Below are 17,245 nucleotides of genomic sequence, written 5' to 3' on the forward strand. Positions count from 1 at the left end.
TCTACAGAGCTTCGTGCTGGAAAAACATCCTTACAAGTGCTTTATTGCCCTATCGCGCTAAGGCACTCATTCTGGGATGATTAGGCTTCACAACATATCGAACACACATGGCAATTATGACTAAAAAACCTGGGAAATCGGCGCAATGGGGCGCCGTCTGGCAGTTGATTAAGCCGTACTGGCGCTCAGAAGAAAAGTGGCGTGCCTGGGGCATGTTAACCACTATCATCATTCTTTCACTTGCAGGCGTTTACATCAGCGTTCAGTTCAACGAATGGAACCGCGTGTTTTATGACGCCCTGCAAAACAGAAACTATCCGGTTTTCAAAGCCCAGCTGTTTAAATTCACCTGGCTTGCGTTACTCAGTATCGTCATTGCGGTCTACCGGATTTATCTGACGCAAGGCCTGCAAATGAACTGGCGGCGCTGGATGACCGAAGAGTATATGGATAAGTGGCTGGCCAATCACGCCTATTATTACACGGAGTACCAGCATCAGGTGGATAACCCCGATCAGCGTATTTCAGATGATCTGAATGCCCTGACCAGCGGCACCCTTTCTCTGGTCCTCGGGTTGTTGTCGAGCGTTGTGACGCTGTTCTCTTTCGTCTTTATTCTGTGGTCCATCAGTGGCCCGCTCCACTTTGCCATCGCCTCGCATGAATTCACCATTCCTGGCTACATGGTCTGGTTTGCGATTTTGTATGCAGCCGTCGGTTCCGCCCTCATCTGGTATGTGGGTAAACCTTTGGTGCGTTTGGGCTTTAATCAGGAATGGTTTGAGGCAAACTTCCGTTTCGGGCTGATCCGTATTCGCGAAAACAGTGACGCTATCGCGCTGTATCACGGCGAAAAAAATGAACACGATCAGCTCACCGGCAAATTTGATTCGATCAAAACCAACTGGTGGTCGATTATGCGCGTAACCCGCCGCCTGAACATTGCCTCCAATTTCTATGCCCAGTTTGCCAACATCTTCCCGATTCTGGTGGCATCGCCGCGCTATTTCTCCGGTGCGATCCAGATGGGTGCGCTGATGCAGATTGCCTCCGCGTTCGGCCAGGTTCAGGACGCCTTATCCTGGTTCATCAACGCCTTTGACAATTTGGCGAGCTGGAAAGCCACGGTGAACCGTCTTGCCGGTTTCAACGCAGCGATTGATCAGGTGAATGCCCAGCCGCGCGGGATCAAGGTCGGTGAAAGCACGCAACATGCGCTGCAACTCGACAATCTGACGCTGAATCTGCCGGATGGCAATTCGCTGTTCTGCAACGTTTCTGCCGCAATGCAACCCGGTGAACGCGTGCTGATTGCCGGGCCGTCCGGCTGCGGTAAATCGACGCTGCTTCGCGCCATCGCCGGTATCTGGCCTTACGGTTCCGGCAATATTGCGCTGGCGCAAGGCAAGCGTTATCTGTTCCTGCCGCAGCGCAGCTACATTCCGATTGGGACGCTGAGGGATGCGCTGAGTTATCCGGATGCCAGCCGCGAATATTCGGATGAGCGTCTGCAACAGGTCCTCACGCAGTGCCGCCTGCCGCATCTGGCCACGGTCGATCATCTTGATGATTATGCTAACTGGAGCCAGCGCCTGTCGCCGGGTGAGCAACAGCGTCTTTCGTTTGCCCGCGCCCTGCTGATCAAACCAGATACGCTGTTCCTTGATGAAGCCACCAGCGCGATGGATGAAGAAACCGAACATCAGGTTTACGCCTTGCTGCTGAGCGAACTGCCGGAAACCTCGGTGGTCAGCGTCGCGCACCGCAATACGGTCGCGAAATATCATCAGCACTGCTGGCGGTTTAAAAAACAGGAAAACGGTCCGTGCGGATTCACGTCCAGCGCCCTGTTACCTGAATAATTGATCCGTCACGCCTGACGTCTCAAGGTATCTGAACGCATAAAGGTTGCTGATAACAGCAACCTTTTTTTGCTTTCATAACCCCGTTTAGCGCACAAAACCAGCAACGCGGTTTGTTCAAATGTATACCCCGCTATACAATTATTATTACCAACTTTTCTTACGTGTCCGGGGGTTTGATGAAAATTGATAAGAATTCGTTCACGCCGCTTTATTTGCAAATTGAGCAGCAACTGACCGAAAAAATCAGCGCAGGCGATATCAAACCTGGTGACCCGATCCCGACGGAAGCCGCGCTGTGTGAGATCTACGGCGTGTCGCGAATGACGGCGCGTAAAGCGGTGGATTATCTGGTGCGTCAGGGAAGAGTGGCGCGTTTTCGCGGGCGCGGTACCTTTGTGGTCGAGCCGCCACAACAGCAGAAAATCATTCTGCCCCTCGACCGGCATCTCACCGCCAGCGAAGTGGCACAGGAAAATAACCAACAGATTGAAAATCAGGTGCTGGAATTTCGCCGCATTCCCGCAAGCGAAGAGGTGGCCCGCGAGCTGAACGTGCCTTCAGGCACCGACGTGTATTTCATGATCCGTCTGCGCCTGCTGGGGGACGAACCCTTTGTGTATGAGCAGTGCTGGATGCTGTGCGACCGCTTCCCGGACATCACCCGTGCCGCCATGACCTCGTCGAAATATGCCTATATCCGCTCGAAAGGCTTTCAGCCTTCAGGCAGCACCAAGCATATTTCCGCCGAATTGCCCTCCAACGAGATCCGCCTCGCGCTGAACCTGTCACGGGATCAGCCCGTCCTGCACTCGCACGCCGTGGTCTCCTTCACCGACGGCTCACTGTTTGAAGTCTCCGACGTGTACTACAACCAGAAAAACTACAGCTTCAGCGTCCATGCCAAAGTCAAAATTTAAGCGATGCCGGACAGCTCGGCTTTCACCAGATTCGCGACCTGTTCAACCTGCGGCCCGTAAATCACATGTATGTCGGTATCGGTGATCCGCTTCACCCCTGCCGCACCGGTTTTCATCAATGTGCCATCCTGTACCTGCGACATATCCTTCACTTTCACCCGCAAACGGGTGAAACAGCAATCGACCGCGGTAATATTCCCTTCACCGCCCAGCCCGATAATAATGTTTTTGGTTTTTTCACCTGTGCCCTGAGCCGGTTTCGCCCGTTCCTCAGCGTCGTTTTCATCTTCACGCCCCGGCGTTTTCACCTGCATCCGTAAGATGACCCAACGGAAGCTGAAGTAATAAACCGGCGCGTAGATCATCCCGAGGATCAGCGGATACCACCAGTGGGTCCGGCTGCCGCCGAGCACGCCGAAGATCAGAAAATCGATCGCCCCGCCCTGTACGTTACCAATCATCACATGCAGCATTTGCATCAGCACGAATGACAGGCCGGTCAGCACCGCGTGCAGGATATACAGCACCGGCGAGACGAAAATAAAACAGAACTCCAGCGGTTCGGTGATGCCGGTGGTAAACGAGGCCAGTCCGCCTGCCAGCATCAGCGCTTTCACCCGGCCTTTATGTTCCGGGCGGGCGCAGTGATACATCGCCAGCGCTGCTGCCGGTAACCCGAACATCATCACCGGGATTTTGCCCTGCGCCAGGAATCGCGTCGCCTGCTGCGTGACAGCGTCAGAAATCATCCCCGGATTTGCCAGCGCGGCGTTGAAGATATTCAGCGCACCGACGATGCTTTGATTATCCACCGTGGTCACCCCGCCGATCGGCGTAAAGCGCACGGTTTCGTTGATGATGTGATGGAGCCCGGTCGGGATCAGCAAGCGTTCAGAGGTGGCATAGATAAAGGTGCCGGCTTCGCCGGTACGCCCGATGAGCTCCCCCACCCACTGGATCCCTTGCGCTATCGTCGGCCAGATAAGCGACATCAGCACACCGACGATCGGCAGCACCAGAATAGTGACGATCGGCACAAAACGTCGTCCGCCGAAGAAGGCGATCGCCGTCGGCAACACGATGGTATAAAAGCGGTTATGCAGCCACATGGTGATTAAGCCGACCAGCACCCCGCCCAGCACGCTCATGTTGTAGGTAAAGATCCCCAGCGTGTTGGTGAATTCGGCGGCATAGATCATCGCATCGGTTTCGGTCATTCCTCTGGCGGTCAGCTTCGCGATGCTGATAGTTTCCGGTGTGATATTTTGCGCCAGCAGACTGTAATTAACCCCCACGTGCAGCCCGACAAAGCCGATCACTGCGGAAAAGGCCGCCGTGGCCTTCTCTGCATTGGCCAGTCCCATCGCGGTTGCGACGGCAAAGAACAGCGGCAGGTTTGCAAACAGCGCCCCCGATACCTGCCGGATAAACCCGATCACCAGCTGCAATGTTTTCATCTGGGTGAAGGTTTCACCGGTCACCGACGGGTTCTGCAACGCCGCGGCCAGCCCGAGAAAAATCCCGGCGGCGGCGATCACCGAGATAGGCGTCATCAGGGCTTTACCCAGATCGTGGATCTTGCTGCCAAGTTTCATCATCTGTATCCCCTCTGTTCACTGGCGAAAAAATGCGCTTTCATTGAGTTAAGTCATAGAATGTATAGTTGTATAGACATAGAGGCCAGCTTTATGAAAGGGATCACAGTTTTACGGGGAGAGGACAACGGTTGTAAATCTGTTTGTTAATTAAGAAGGCTCGCCGGAGCTGCTCTTATTGGTCCCCCGTCTGCCTTTGTGCTCGTCAAAATCTCATCCTGATTATTTTGCGCCCGCCATCACTCTTCGTAAGTCGCTCTTTATGTTAAAATTGTTAAAACATTGAGACATTTTTAAGCGCATGACCTTTGCCGCGCGGCTTCCGTGCGGGTTGATGAAGTACATTTTAAGGAAACAATATGGGTATCACTCGTCGTGATTTTTTAAACGGTGTGGCGATCACAGTCACTGCCGGAATGACTCCGTTTGAGGCGCTGAAGGCGTCGCCGCAAACGGCGGCTCAGACGTTGTATTACCCGCCTTCCCTGACCGGGTTACGCGGGAATCATCAGGGTTCTTACGAGGCGGCGCACATTCTCGGGCGCGAAGGCAAAAAGGTCGATCCCTCAAGTTTACCGGTGGAAGATGAATTCGATCTGGTCATCGTCGGTGCCGGGATCAGCGGTCTGGCGGCCGCGTGTTTCTGGCAGGAAAAACACGGAAAGCAGCAGCGCATTTTGTTGCTGGATAACCATGATGATTTTGGCGGGCACGCCAAGCGTAATGAATTCCATGTCGAAGACAAAACCCTGCTCGGCTATGGCGGCAGTGAATCCTTCCAGTCGCCACGCACCAACTTCAGCCCGGTGGCGATGGGTCTGCTGAAAACGCTCAATGTCGATATTGAAACCATGGCGAAAGACTTCGACACCACGTTTTACCCGGATCTGCATCTCAGCCGTGGCGTGTACTTTGACCGCAAAAACTTCGGCGTCGATAAAATTGTCAGCGGTGACCCTGGCCGGGCGGTGGCCGATGACATTCCGCCAGATCGCCTCAACGGGCGCGATATCCGCGATTTCATCAGCGATTTTCCGCTGCCCGAATCCGACCGTGCGGCCCTGATCGCCCTGCATACCGAACCCAAAGATTATCTGCAGGGGATGAGTCAGGAAGAGAAAGTCGCGTGGGTGGACGGCCACAGCTACACGCAGTTCCTGCGCGAGAAAGTCGGGCTGAGCGAAATGGCGATCCGCTATTTTCAACAGCGCACTAATGATTTTCAGGCGGTGGGCATTGATGCCACCTCGTGCAGTGATGCCCGCATCTGCGCCCTGCCGGGGCTGGAAAGTATGGGATTGCCGCCGCTGGATGCCGAATCGCTGGAAGATCTCGATCAGCCGTACATTTTCCACTTCCCGGACGGCAACGCCGGGTTAGCGCGCCTGATGGTGCGTCACCTGATCCCACAGGTCGCGCCGGGCAATACCATGGAAGATATCGTGCTGGCGAAATTCGATTACAGCCAGCTGGATCGCGACGGGCAACCGGTGCGCCTGCGGCTGAACAGCACAGGTATGCACGTCGCCAACGTTGAGCATGAAGGCAAACCGGCGGTGGACGTGACCTACATGACCGGCTCGCAGCTGCACCGTGTCCGTGCCGGTCAGGCGGTGATGGCCGGGTACAATATGATGATCCCGTATCTGGTCCCGGAAATTGCCGACGCGCAAAAAGCCGCGCTGAAAGAGAATGTTAAAGCGCCGCTGGTGTACACCAAAGTGGTGATCCGCAACTGGCAGCCGTTTATCAAACTGGGCGTCCACGAAATTTACTCCCCCGGTGCGCCATACAGCCGCGTGAAGCTCGATTACCCGGTGGACATGGGCGGTTATCAGCATCCGCGCGACCCGAATCAGCCCATTGGCCTGCACATGGTGTATGTGCCCACGCTGCCCGGCAGCGGCCTCAGCCCGCGCGAGCAGTCACGCAAAGGTCGTGCGCTGTTACTCGGCACCTCCTTCGACGCGCACGAAAAAATGATCCGCGATCAGTTACAGGGCATGTTGGGTGAAGCCGGTTTTGACCATCAGCGCGATATCATGGCGATCACCGTGAACCGCTGGTCGCACGGCTATTCCTACTTCCTCAGCGGAATGTTCGATGACGAAGAACAGTCGCAGAAAACCATCCAGCTCGCCCGTCAGCCGGTCGGGCGTATCACCATTGCCAACTCAGATTCCGACTGGAGCCCGTACGCCAACTCGGCGGTAGACCAGGCGTGGCGCGCAGTGAACGAACTGACGGCGATGAAAAAGGTGAATGCATGAAACAGCTGATGATTTTCGCCACACTGATGGCAACGGCGGGCTCTGCCATGGCGATGTCCGAGGGAGAATATGTTGCTAAATCAGCCGATTGTGCGGCCTGCCACACCTCGTCGCAGGGCGCGGATCTCGCCGGTGGCGTGCGTTTCGCGACGCCGCTGGGAGAGATTTACTCAACCAATATCACCCCGGATGTGAAAAATGGCATCGGCGGCTACAGCTTTGAAGCGTTCGACAAAGCGATGCGCGAGGGGATTGCCAAAGACGGTCACCCGCTGTACCCGGCAATGCCATACACCTCTTACGTCAAAATGAGCGACAAGGATATGCGCGCGCTGTATGACTACCTGATGAAAGAGGTGAAGCCGCAGGCGGTTGCCAATCGCGATAACGACATCAGCTGGCCGATGTCGATCCGCTGGCCGCTACACGTATGGAACAGCATTTTTCTGGAAGAAGGCGAATATAAACCTCAGGCCGATCAGAGCGCGCAATGGAACCGGGGCGCCTATCTGGTACAGGGCGCCGGACACTGCGGAGCCTGCCACACGCCGCGCGGCTGGGCGCAGCAGGAAAAAGCCGTCGATCAGCAAAGCACCGCTTTTCTCAGCGGCGGCGAACTGGATGGCTGGTCCGCCCCTTCATTGCGCGGCCTGAAGGTCAGCCAGCCGGAGCTGGTGACCTTGCTGAAAACCGGTCGCAACGCGCATGACGCCGTCAGCGGGCCGATGGGCGAGGTGATCACCAACAGCACACAGTTTATGACGGAGGAAGATCTCAACAGCATGGCGGTGTATTTGCTGAGCCTGAAGCCCGATGCACAGGAGAAACCGGGGAAACTGGCGGCAGTCACTTCCGGCGGGCAGCAGACGTTTATGCGTTATTGCTCGACCTGTCACGGCGTGAAGGGCGACGGGAATGCCTCTGCGATTCCGGCGCTGGCGGGCAATCTGACGGTAAACGCGGATAATCCGCAAACCCTGTTGCGTGTGATTTTGAACGGCGGCCAGACACCGGTTACCGCCGCGCACATGTCCAACACCATGCCAGGCTACGGCTGGACGCTGACCGACCAGCAGACCGCAGAGTTAACCAACACCCTGCGCGCCAGCTGGGGAAATCAGGCCAGCGAAGTGACCGCCGGTGATGTGGCTAAGGCGCGTAAAGCTGGGAAGTAACTGGAAAAGCTCCTTCTGAAGGAAGGAGCTTTTTAGCGCATTCGTCTATCTGTTTTTCATCCACACAGGTTTCGCTTATTCATTGTCCCGCCCACATCACAGTTTTCCGTGTCTTTAATAAGAGAACGTCTCTGCTCAGAAACCTGATAAATCAGCCTGTGATGCAGAGATAATTCAACCTCTCCTATTTCCCCACATCTCCGTTCCATCCACCGCCCAGGGCGGCGATCAGCTTCACGCTGGTGACCATCTGTGTGCTGACCAGCGATAAAACGCTTTGCTGCTGAGTCAGGCTGGTGTTTTCGGTGCTGGCGACGTCGAGATAATCGATCATCCCGGCTTCATACTGGTTGTAGGTGACGCGGGCGGATTCTTTGGCGGAATCGGCGGCGTTCTGGCGGGCAATCAGTTCGTTATCCAGCGTATGCAGTTCCACCAGATAATCTTCCACTTCCTGCATCGCGGATAACACACTCTGGCGATAACCGGCCACGTCGGCGTCATACGCGGCTTCGGCCTGGGCAACTTTGCCACGGGTGGAACCGAAATCCAGTACGGTCTGGCTCAGTTCAGGGCCCAAAGACCAGACGCGGTTTGGCAGGGAGAACAGGTTGTGGAACGCGGAGCTGGCGAACCCGCCGCTGGCGCTTAACGTCAGATCCGGGTAATACGCGGCGGTGGCGACACCGACCGCGGCATTGGACGAGGCCATGGTGCGCTCGGCGGCAGCAATATCCGGGCGGCGTTGCAACAGTTGCGAAGGCAGCGCATCAGGCACCTGCGGCAGCGTCAGTTTGACGTCGCGCGCGGCGAGGCTGAACTGCGCAGGCGGTTTTCCGATCAGCACGGCGATGGCGTGTTCCAGCTGGGCACGTTGCCATTGCAGGTCGAGCGCCGAGGCTTTGGTGCTTTCCAGTTGCGTTTGCGCCTGTGCCAGCGTGGCCCGTGAGGTGTTGCCACCGGCATATTGATTCTGAATCACCGTCAGGTAACGCTGATAGGCGTCGATGCTGCGCTGGTACAGCGCGATTTGCTGATCCATCACGCGCAGCTGGAAGTAATCCTGCGCCAGTTCGGACTGCGCGCTGAGCGTGGCATCGGCCAGATCGGCCTTACTGGCCTGCGCGCTGGCATCCTGTTCTTCCGCTGAGCGGCGCAGCTTGCCCCACAAATCCAGTTCCCAGCTGGCGCTCAGTTCTGCCGACTGTTTTTTGGTGACGGACGAAGAGGTTCCGCTGCGGGTGCTGCCTGCGCTGGCGTCTACCGACGGATAGAGATCTGAACGCGCCTGGGTGACTAACGCCTGCGCCTGACGGTACTGCGCAGCGTACTGCGCCACGTTCTGGTTGGAAATCTGTACCTGGCTCAGTAATGACGACAGCTCAGGATCCTGATAGACCGTCCACCAGTCGCCTTTGCTCTGGTTATCTTTCGGGATCGCCGCCGTCCAGCCTTTCGCTTCTTTAAACGCCGTGGGCATCGCAACGTCTGGCCGCTGGTAATCCGGCCCGACGGTACAGGCGCTGACAAGTATCGCCAGCGCCAGTGGAACAAGACGGAACGCCATAGAACGTGGTTTTTGCAGAGTCATCAGATTCGCTTCAGGGTTATTCGTTTTAACGTTAAGGGAGTGATGTTCAGTCATGTGAACGGGCCTCCGGCGGCGTTGTGTGCGGGCGCAGGCGAGCCCATAAACGGTGCGTGGCGCGGCTGGCGCGATCCATATACAGATAGACCACCGGCGTGGTGAATAACGTCAGGATCTGGCTCAGTGCCAGCCCGCCCGCGATCGCCAGCCCCAGCGGGCTGCGCAGATCGGCATCACCGCCGCTGCCGAGCGCCAGTGGCAGCGCACCAAAGAACGCGGCCAGCGTGGTCATCAGGATCGGGCGAAAACGCATCAGACAGGCCTGAGTGATCGCCTGCTGCGGCGTGAGGCCGAGCCGTCGTTCGGCGTCGAGGGCAAAGTCGATCATCATGATCGCATTCTTCTTCACAATGCCGATCAACAGCAGGATCCCGATCAGGGCGATCACCGTCAGCTGCGTGCCGGTCATCAGCATCAGCAGCAGCGCCCCCAGCCCGGCAGACGGCAGCGTGGAGAGAATGGTCAGCGGGTGAATATAGCTTTCATAGAGCACGCCGAGCACGATATACACGGCGGCCAGCGCGGCGAGGATCAGCCACGGCATCGATTTACTCAGGGCTTCAAATGCCTGCGCGGTACCGGCATAACTGCCCTGAATGGTGTCCGGTAGACCGATTTTCGCCATCGCGGTTTTCAGCGCGGCCTGTGCCTGTTCCAGCGCGTAACCATCGGCCAGATTGAAGGCGATGGTGGTGGTCGCCGTTTGTCCCTGATGCGCCACCGACAGCGGCGCGTTGGCACCGCTGAAAGAGGTAAACGCCGAAAGCGGGATCTGCTTACCGGCATCGGTCACCACATAGAGCTGATTAAGCACATCGGGATTGCCGGTGTAATCCGAGGTCAGATTCATCACCACGTGATACTGGTTCAGCGTTTTGTAGATCGTCGCGATCTGCCGCTGGCTGAAGGCATTATTGAGCAGCGTGTCGATCATTTTAACGTTCACGCCAAGCTGCGTGGCGCGATCGCGATCGATGTTAAGCATCACTTCCTGCCCGCCGGTCTGCGAATCGGAATCCACGCCGGTCAGCTCCGGTAAAGCGGCCAGCGCGGCTTTCACTTTCGGCGCCCATTCGCGCAACAGGGAAAGATCGTCCGCCTGTAAGCTGTACTGATATTGGGCATTCGCGCTGCGCCCGCCGATATGCAAATCCTGTGCAGCCATCAGGAACAGCTGCGAGCCCGGCACTTTGGCCGTCGCCATCATCAGACGGTTGGCGACCTGATTGGCGTTGGCGGTGCGCTTGTCGAAATCCTTCAGGCGCACGAAGAAGGTCGCGGTATTACGCGATCCAAATCCGCCGCTGCCCGCCGAGCTCATCACCGCCTCGACCGCCGGATCATCCTGAATGATCTTGCTGTATTTCAGCACCTGCGGCTGGATCGACTGGAACGACGTGTTCTGATCCGCACGCAGCATCCCCATCAGCATGCCGGTGTCCTGATCCGGGAAGAAGCCCTTTTCCACCACGGTGTAGAGATAAAAGTTGAGCAGCACGGTCAGGAACAGCCCGACCAGCGTGATCAGCTGATGGCGCATTATCCAGCCGAGCGCTGCCGAATAGGCAGCCAGCAGATTATTCAGCCCGCGTTCGATCATGCGGTAAATACGTGGCTGACGTTTTTCCACCGGCGGTTTACGTTTCAGGAAACGTGCGCACAGCATAGGCGTCAGGCTGAGTGACACCAGCATGGAGATAATCAGCGACACGCTGAGCGTCACCGCGAATTCGCGGAACAGACGCCCGACGATGCTGCCCATCAGCAGGATCGGAATAAAGACGGCGATAAGCGACAGCGTCATCGACAGCACGGTGAAACTGACTTCCTGCGCGCCTTTGATCGCCGCACGCACCGGCCCCATGCCTTCTTCGATGTGCCGCGTGATGTTTTCGAGTACCACAATGGCGTCATCGACCACAAAACCGGTGGCGATAATCAGCGCCATCAGCGAGAGGTTATCCAGGCTGTAGCCGAGCAAATACATCACCGCGCAGGTGCCGATCAACGAAACCGGCAGCGCCAGCGCGGGGATCAGCACCGCGCGCCAGTTACGCAGGAACACAAACACCACCGCGATCACCAGCAGCGTGGCTTCCAGCAGGGTCATTTCAGTATCACGCAGGGAGGCCGACACGTTCGGCGAGCGGTCGAGCGCCAGGTTGAGCTGCACATCGCCCGGCAGACTTTCTTTCATCAGCGGCAGTGCCGCTTTAATCGCCTCGATGGTTTCCAGCATGTTGGCGCCAGCCTGACGGGTCACACCAATCATCACCGACGGCGTGCTGTTGTAATAGCCGACGTTGTATTTGTCTTCCACCGAATCGTAAACGTTGGCCACGTCGCTGAGACGGATCGCCGCCCCGTTGATGTAGGTGATGATCAGCGTTTTATACTGCGCCGCGGTGCTTTGCTGGCCGTTGCCTTCAATCATCCACGACTGGTTCGAGCCTTGCAGTAAGCCTTTCGGCAGGTTGCTGGTGCTGTTGGCGATCGCCGAACGGATGGTGTCGAGAGAAATGCCGTAGGAGGTGACGGCTTCCGGGCGTAAATCAATGCGCACGCCCGGCAATGCCGAGCCGACCAGAGAAACCTGCCCGACGCCGTTTACCTGCGCGATTTTCTGTTGCAGCTGGCTGGAAGCGATGTCGTAGAGTTCGCCTTTGCTGCGGGTAGCAGACGTCAGCGCCAGCATGATGATCGGCGCATCCGACGGGTTAGCTTTACGGTAGGTCGGCAGCGACGGCATGCTGCTCGGCAGCAGCGCGCGGGACGCGTTGATCGCCGCCTGCACGTCGCGCGCCGCGCCGTTGATGTCGCGATCTAAATCGAATTGCAAAATAACGCTGGTGGAGCTTTGCGAGCTGCGCGAGGTCATTTCGCTCACCCCGGCGATTTGCCCGAGCGCCCTTTCCAGCGGCGTGGCGACGGTTGCCGCCATGGTTTCAGGGCTGGCCCCCGGCAGGCTGGCACTGACCAGAATGGTCGGGAAATCCACCTGCGGCAGCGGTGCGACCGGCAGCAAACGGTAACCGAGCAAACCGAGCAGCAGGACAGCCAGCGTCAGAAGCAGGGTCGCCACCGGACGCAAAATGAAGAAACGCGAGATGTTCATCAGTGCTCCGTCCGCTGCGCAGCCCGACGGTGGCGCGGATTAAAGCGGTGCGACAGATTATCGAACATCAGATAAATCACCGGCGTGGAGAACAGCGTCAGGATCTGGCTGAAGATAAGCCCCCCGACGATCACCAGCCCCAGCGGCTGGCGCAGTTCAGCGCCGGATCCGCTCGCCAGCATCAGCGGCAATGCACCGAGCAGCGCCGCCATGGTGGTCATCATGATCGGTCGAAAACGCAGTAAACAGGCCTGGTGGATCGCCTCACGCGGCGATAATCCCTGCTTGTTCTCCGCTTCCAGCGCAAAGTCGATCATCATAATGGCGTTCTTTTTCACGATGCCGATCAGCAGGATCACCCCGATCAGGGCGATCAGGCTGAACTCCGTTCCGGCAAAGATCAGTGACAGCAGCGCGCCCACCGCCGCTGAAGGCAGCGTGGAGAGAATGGTCACCGGATGAATAAAACTCTCATACAGAATGCCGAGCACCACGTACATGGTCATCAGCGCGGCGAGGATCAGCCACAGCGTATTGCCGGTGGCGCTTTCAAACGAGGCCGCCGCCCCCTGATAGCGCAACGTAATACTGTCTGGCATGGCGATATCCGCCACGGTGGTTTTGATCGCCTGTTGCGCCTGCTCCAGCGAATAGCCGTCATTGAGGTTAAACGACACGGTCACCGCCGGGAACTGATTCAGGCGTGCCTGCAACAGCGCGCCGGTGCGCATGTGGATTTTGGCGATCGACGTCAGTTTGACCATGCCGTTGGTTGAACTGCTGGTGCTGGTGGAGGTGGTTGAACTGCCGGACGCCGTAGTCGTTGAGGACGCGGCGTTGCTGTTGGTGGTCGCCGTGCTTCCCGCCGAGGTGCTGACGTTGCTCGCCAGATAGATGTCATCAAACGAGGCCGGAGACTGCTGGAACTGCGGCGCCACTTCCAGCACCACGCGGTACTGGTTCGCCTGGGTAAAGATGGTAGACACCAGACGCTGGCCGAACGCGTTGTACAACGCGGTATCGACGTCCGACGCGGTGATGCCGTAACGGGCGGCGGCATCGCGATCCAGCTCGACGTAGGCGATCTGCCCCTGATTTTGCAGGTTGCTGACCGCGTCGCTGAACTCCGGTTGCTGACTGAGTTTTTTCAGCAGTTTCGGCGTCCATTCCACCAGATTTTCGCTGTCGGAATCATCCAGCGTGAACTGGTACTGGCTCGGCGTCACCTGATCGTCAACCGTCAGATCCTGCGAGGCTTGCAGATACAGATCGATGCCCGGCACACCGGCGGTTTCCTGCCGCAGACGCGCGATAATCGCTGGCGCACGTTCGCTGCGCTGGTCAAAAGATTTCAGGCTGATCTGCAAACGGCCACTGTTCAGGCTGGTGTTATTGCCGTCCACGCCGATGGTGGATGCAACGCTTTCCACGTCCGGATCTTTCAAAATGGCGGCAGCGAGCAGTTGCTGACGACGCCCCATTTCACTGAAGGAAACATCCTGCGACGCCTGGGTGATGCCCTGGATCATCCCGGTGTCCTGCGACGGGAAGAAGCCTTTCGGCACAATCACATACAGCAGCGCGGTGAACACCAACGTGGCGGCGGCGACCAGTAACGTGATCCGCTGGTGATTGAGCACCACGATCAGCATCCGGTCATAACCGGCGATCATTTTGTCGAAGAACTCACCGCCTTTACGGTAGAACTTGCTCTGTTTTTCTTCCGGCGTGTGGCGCAGCAAATAGGCGCACAGCATCGGGGTGAGCGTCAGCGAGACGACCATCGACACCAATATCGACACCGCCAGAGTAATGGCAAACTCGCGGAATAAACGCCCGACCACGTCGCCCATAAACAGCAGCGGGATAAGCACCGCGATCAGGGAGAACGTCAGGGAAATAATGGTGAAACCGATTTGCTTCGAGCCTTTCAGCGCCGCCTGCATCGGGGTTTCCCCCTCTTCCAGCCGTCGCGAAATGTTTTCCACCACCACAATGGCGTCATCAATAACAAAGCCGGTGGCGATGGTCAGCGCCATCAGCGAAAGGTTGTTCAGACTGAAACCACACAGATACATCACGCCGAACGTGCCGATAAGCGACAGCGGCACCGCCACGCTTGGGATAAGCGTCGCCGCGACGTTGCGCAGGAACAGGAAAGTGACCATCACCACCAGCGCGATCGACAGCAGCAGCTCGAACTGCACGTCACTTATCGAGGCGCGAATGGTCTGGGTACGGTCTGAGAGAATACTGACTTTGACCGATTCCGGCAGCGCGGCCTGCAACTTCGGCAACTGGGTCTTAATGGCATCCACGACCTGGATCACGTTGGCACCCGGCTGGCGCTGAACGCTGATAATGATCGCCGGTTCTTTATTGGCCCACGCCGACAAATACTGGTTTTCCGGGGCTTCGGACAGCGTGGCGATATCACGTAACCGCAGCGCTGCGCCGTTTTCGTAAGTGACAATCAGGTTGGCGTATTCCGCCGCCGTACGCAGCTGATCGTTGGCATCAATGGTGATCGAGTGATGCGGGCCGTCGAAACCGCCTTTCGATCCGTTGACGTTACTGTTGCCGATCAGCGTGTTAATGGTTTCGAGCGTCAGATTGTGCGCGGCCAGCTTGCGCGGATCGACCTGAACGCGGATCGCAGGCTGATGTCCGCCCGCCAGCGTCACCATGCCGACGCCGGAGATTTGCGACAATTTCAGCGCCACGCGGGTGTTCACCAGATCCTGCACTTTGGTCAGCGGCAGTGATTCGGAGGTCACGGCCAGCGTCAGCACGGCCGCATCCGCCGGGTTAACCTTTTTATAGGTTGGCGGATTCGGTAAATCATTCGGCAGCAGGCTGTCGGCGGCGTTGATCGCGGCCTGCACTTCCTGCTCGGCGACGTCGAGCGACAGATCCAGCGAGAACTTCAGCGTGATGATCGACGAGCCGCTGGCGCTGGTGGAATACATCTGGCTTAACCCGGCCATCTGCCCGAGCTGACGCTCCAGCGGCGCGGTAATGCCGGACGCCATCACATCCGGGCTGGCGCCCGGATAAAGCGTGGTGACCTGAATGGTCGGGTAATCAACCTGCGGCAGCGCGGAGGTCGAGAGCATGTTGTAGGCAAAAATGCCCGACAACAGCACGGCGACCATCAGCAGAATAGTGGCAACAGGCCGCTGGATAAAGAGGCGTGAAGGATTCATTTCGGCCCGCTGTCTTTACCGGTCGTGGCTTTATCAACGCCTGCGCCCTGTTCGCGCGCTTTCGACGAACCGGCGGCGGCGGCGTCTTCGGTATTGGCGGTCACAATTTGCACTTTCGCGCCGTTGGTCAGGCGGTCAATCCCGGTGGTGACCACCTGCTCGCCCGGCTTCACGCCAGATAAAATGGCGACCTGATTGTCACCAAAGTCCGGGCCGGATTTCACAGCGCGCCGTTCGATGGTGTTATCTGCTTTGATCACGTAAACGAAATCGCCGTCGCTGCTCAGTTGCACCGCCGCCGCAGGAACCACCGTGGCGTCTTTGAGCGTGGACACCTGCAGGCGGGCGTTCACAAACTGGTTCGGATACAGTTTTTCATCCGCATTGTTAAACAGCGCTTTCAGCTTAATGCTGCCGGTGCTGGAATCAATTTCGTTACTGATAAATTGCAGTTTGCCCTGATCCAGCACCTCGCTGCCGTCCTGATTGAAGGCCGTGGTCGGCAACTGATTGCCGCCGCGTAAGGCTTTGAGCAGGGTTTGCAGATTGCTCTGCGGCACGCTGAACGTGACGGCAATCGGCTGAGTCTGGGTGATCGTCACAATGCCGGTGGTGGAACTGCTGGTGACCATGTTGCCCGGATCGACCAGACGCAAGCCCACGTGGCCGCTGACCGGCGCGGTGATTTTGGCAAATTCGAGGTTCAGTTTGGCGGCGTCAATTTGCGCCTGATCGGCTTTCATCGCCCCGGCGTACTGCCCGGCGGTGGCAATCTGGCTTTCCAGATCCTGACGGGCTAAGGAGTCCTGCGCATAGAGTTTGCGGTAACGCGCCAGCGTCAGCTCGGCACTTCTCGACAGCGCCTGATTTTGCGCCAGCGAGCCCTGATACTGCTCGAGGGTCGCCTGATAGCTGCGCGGATCAATCTGCGCCAGCAACTGCCCCTGCTCCACTTTTTGCCCTTCGGTGAAATACACCTTCATCAGTTGACCATCAACCCGGCTGGTGACCGTCACCGTGGCGTTCGCCACCACCGTACCCAGCGCACGTAAATAGACCGGCACATCCGCCTGGGTGGCTTTTCCCGCCTGCACCGGCGTGTCCATGCCCATCATCATCTGGCCGCGCATGGCGCGCATACCGCCACGCCCCGCGCCTTTTTTCCCGGCCGGGTCAGAGGAGCCCTGATGGAAAGCAAAGAACCAGACCAGGATCGCCGCAACGATGATGGCAATGATAACCCACACAAATGTGCGTTTTTTGGAACGAGATGAGGCAGTCGGCAGCATAAATTTCTTGATTTCGCAGTATTGATGAGGAGAAAACAGCTGAAAAATGACCTTCAACCAGAGTTTTTTATTATTCGTCAAAAAGCCATTATCCCTGAAAAACGCGGTTGGCTGTTTTTAGGACAACGTAAAGATTTTGTGAGTAATTAAGAATGAGTATTTCAA

At 57.4% G+C, this 17,245-nt stretch carries 9 protein-coding genes; 4 read left to right on the forward strand and 5 right to left on the reverse strand.

The features are described from left to right. Positions 1–107 precede the first annotated feature (107 nt). Together ED901_RS19975 and ED901_RS19980 are read left to right on the forward strand one after the other, a co-directional pair. Positions 108–1,862, forward strand: a complete 1,755-nt coding sequence (locus tag ED901_RS19975) for an ABC transporter ATP-binding protein/permease (RefSeq protein WP_122097023.1) — start codon at positions 108–110, stop codon at positions 1,860–1,862. 179 nt (positions 1,863–2,041) lie between these two features. Beyond that, a complete protein-coding gene (locus tag ED901_RS19980; protein ID WP_056781868.1) occupies positions 2,042–2,782 on the forward strand; it encodes a GntR family transcriptional regulator in 741 nt (246 codons plus the stop codon). On the opposite strand, the gene ED901_RS19985 is transcribed toward ED901_RS19980, so the two are convergent. Next, positions 2,779–4,380: a PTS transporter subunit EIIC gene (locus ED901_RS19985; RefSeq protein WP_122097024.1), complete on the reverse strand. Its 1,602-nt coding sequence runs from the start codon at positions 4,378–4,380 to the stop codon at positions 2,779–2,781. The two genes, ED901_RS19980 and ED901_RS19985, sit on opposite strands and share 4 nt — an antisense overlap. A gap of 356 nt (positions 4,381–4,736) precedes the next feature. Here ED901_RS19985 and ED901_RS19990 point away from each other — a divergent pair, with 356 nt between their 5' ends. Then, positions 4,737–6,647: an FAD/NAD(P)-binding protein gene (locus tag ED901_RS19990; protein ID WP_056781873.1), complete on the forward strand. Its 1,911-nt coding sequence runs from the start codon at positions 4,737–4,739 to the stop codon at positions 6,645–6,647. Next, a complete protein-coding gene (locus tag ED901_RS19995) occupies positions 6,644–7,822 on the forward strand; it encodes a cytochrome c (RefSeq protein ID WP_162997915.1) in 1,179 nt (392 codons plus the stop codon). The genes ED901_RS19990 and ED901_RS19995 overlap by 4 nt, the downstream gene beginning before the upstream one ends. Positions 7,823–8,006: 184 nt before the next feature. On the opposite strand, the gene ED901_RS20000 is transcribed toward ED901_RS19995, so the two are convergent. The 4 genes from ED901_RS20000 to ED901_RS20015 form a co-directional block, all read right to left on the reverse strand. After that, on the reverse strand, positions 8,007–9,389 hold the full coding sequence (locus ED901_RS20000) for an efflux transporter outer membrane subunit (protein ID WP_205965136.1): 1,383 nt from the start codon (positions 9,387–9,389) through the stop codon (positions 8,007–8,009). Between the two features lie 70 nt (positions 9,390–9,459). Further along, entirely contained in the window at positions 9,460–12,585 is a 3,126-nt protein-coding gene (locus tag ED901_RS20005) for an efflux RND transporter permease subunit (protein WP_056781883.1), read from the reverse strand. Beyond that, entirely contained in the window at positions 12,585–15,791 is a 3,207-nt protein-coding gene (locus tag ED901_RS20010; protein ID WP_122097026.1) for an efflux RND transporter permease subunit, read from the reverse strand. The genes ED901_RS20005 and ED901_RS20010 overlap by 1 nt, the downstream gene beginning before the upstream one ends. Continuing rightward, on the reverse strand, positions 15,788–17,080 hold the full coding sequence (locus ED901_RS20015; RefSeq protein ID WP_056782040.1) for an MdtA/MuxA family multidrug efflux RND transporter periplasmic adaptor subunit: 1,293 nt from the start codon (positions 17,078–17,080) through the stop codon (positions 15,788–15,790). Before ED901_RS20015 ends, ED901_RS20010 begins: the two co-directional genes overlap by 4 nt. Positions 17,081–17,245 lie beyond the last annotated feature (165 nt).

It is taken from the genome of Rahnella sp. Larv3_ips (assembly GCF_003697865.1).
Classification (GTDB): Bacteria; Pseudomonadota; Gammaproteobacteria; order Enterobacterales; family Enterobacteriaceae; genus Rahnella; species Rahnella rivi.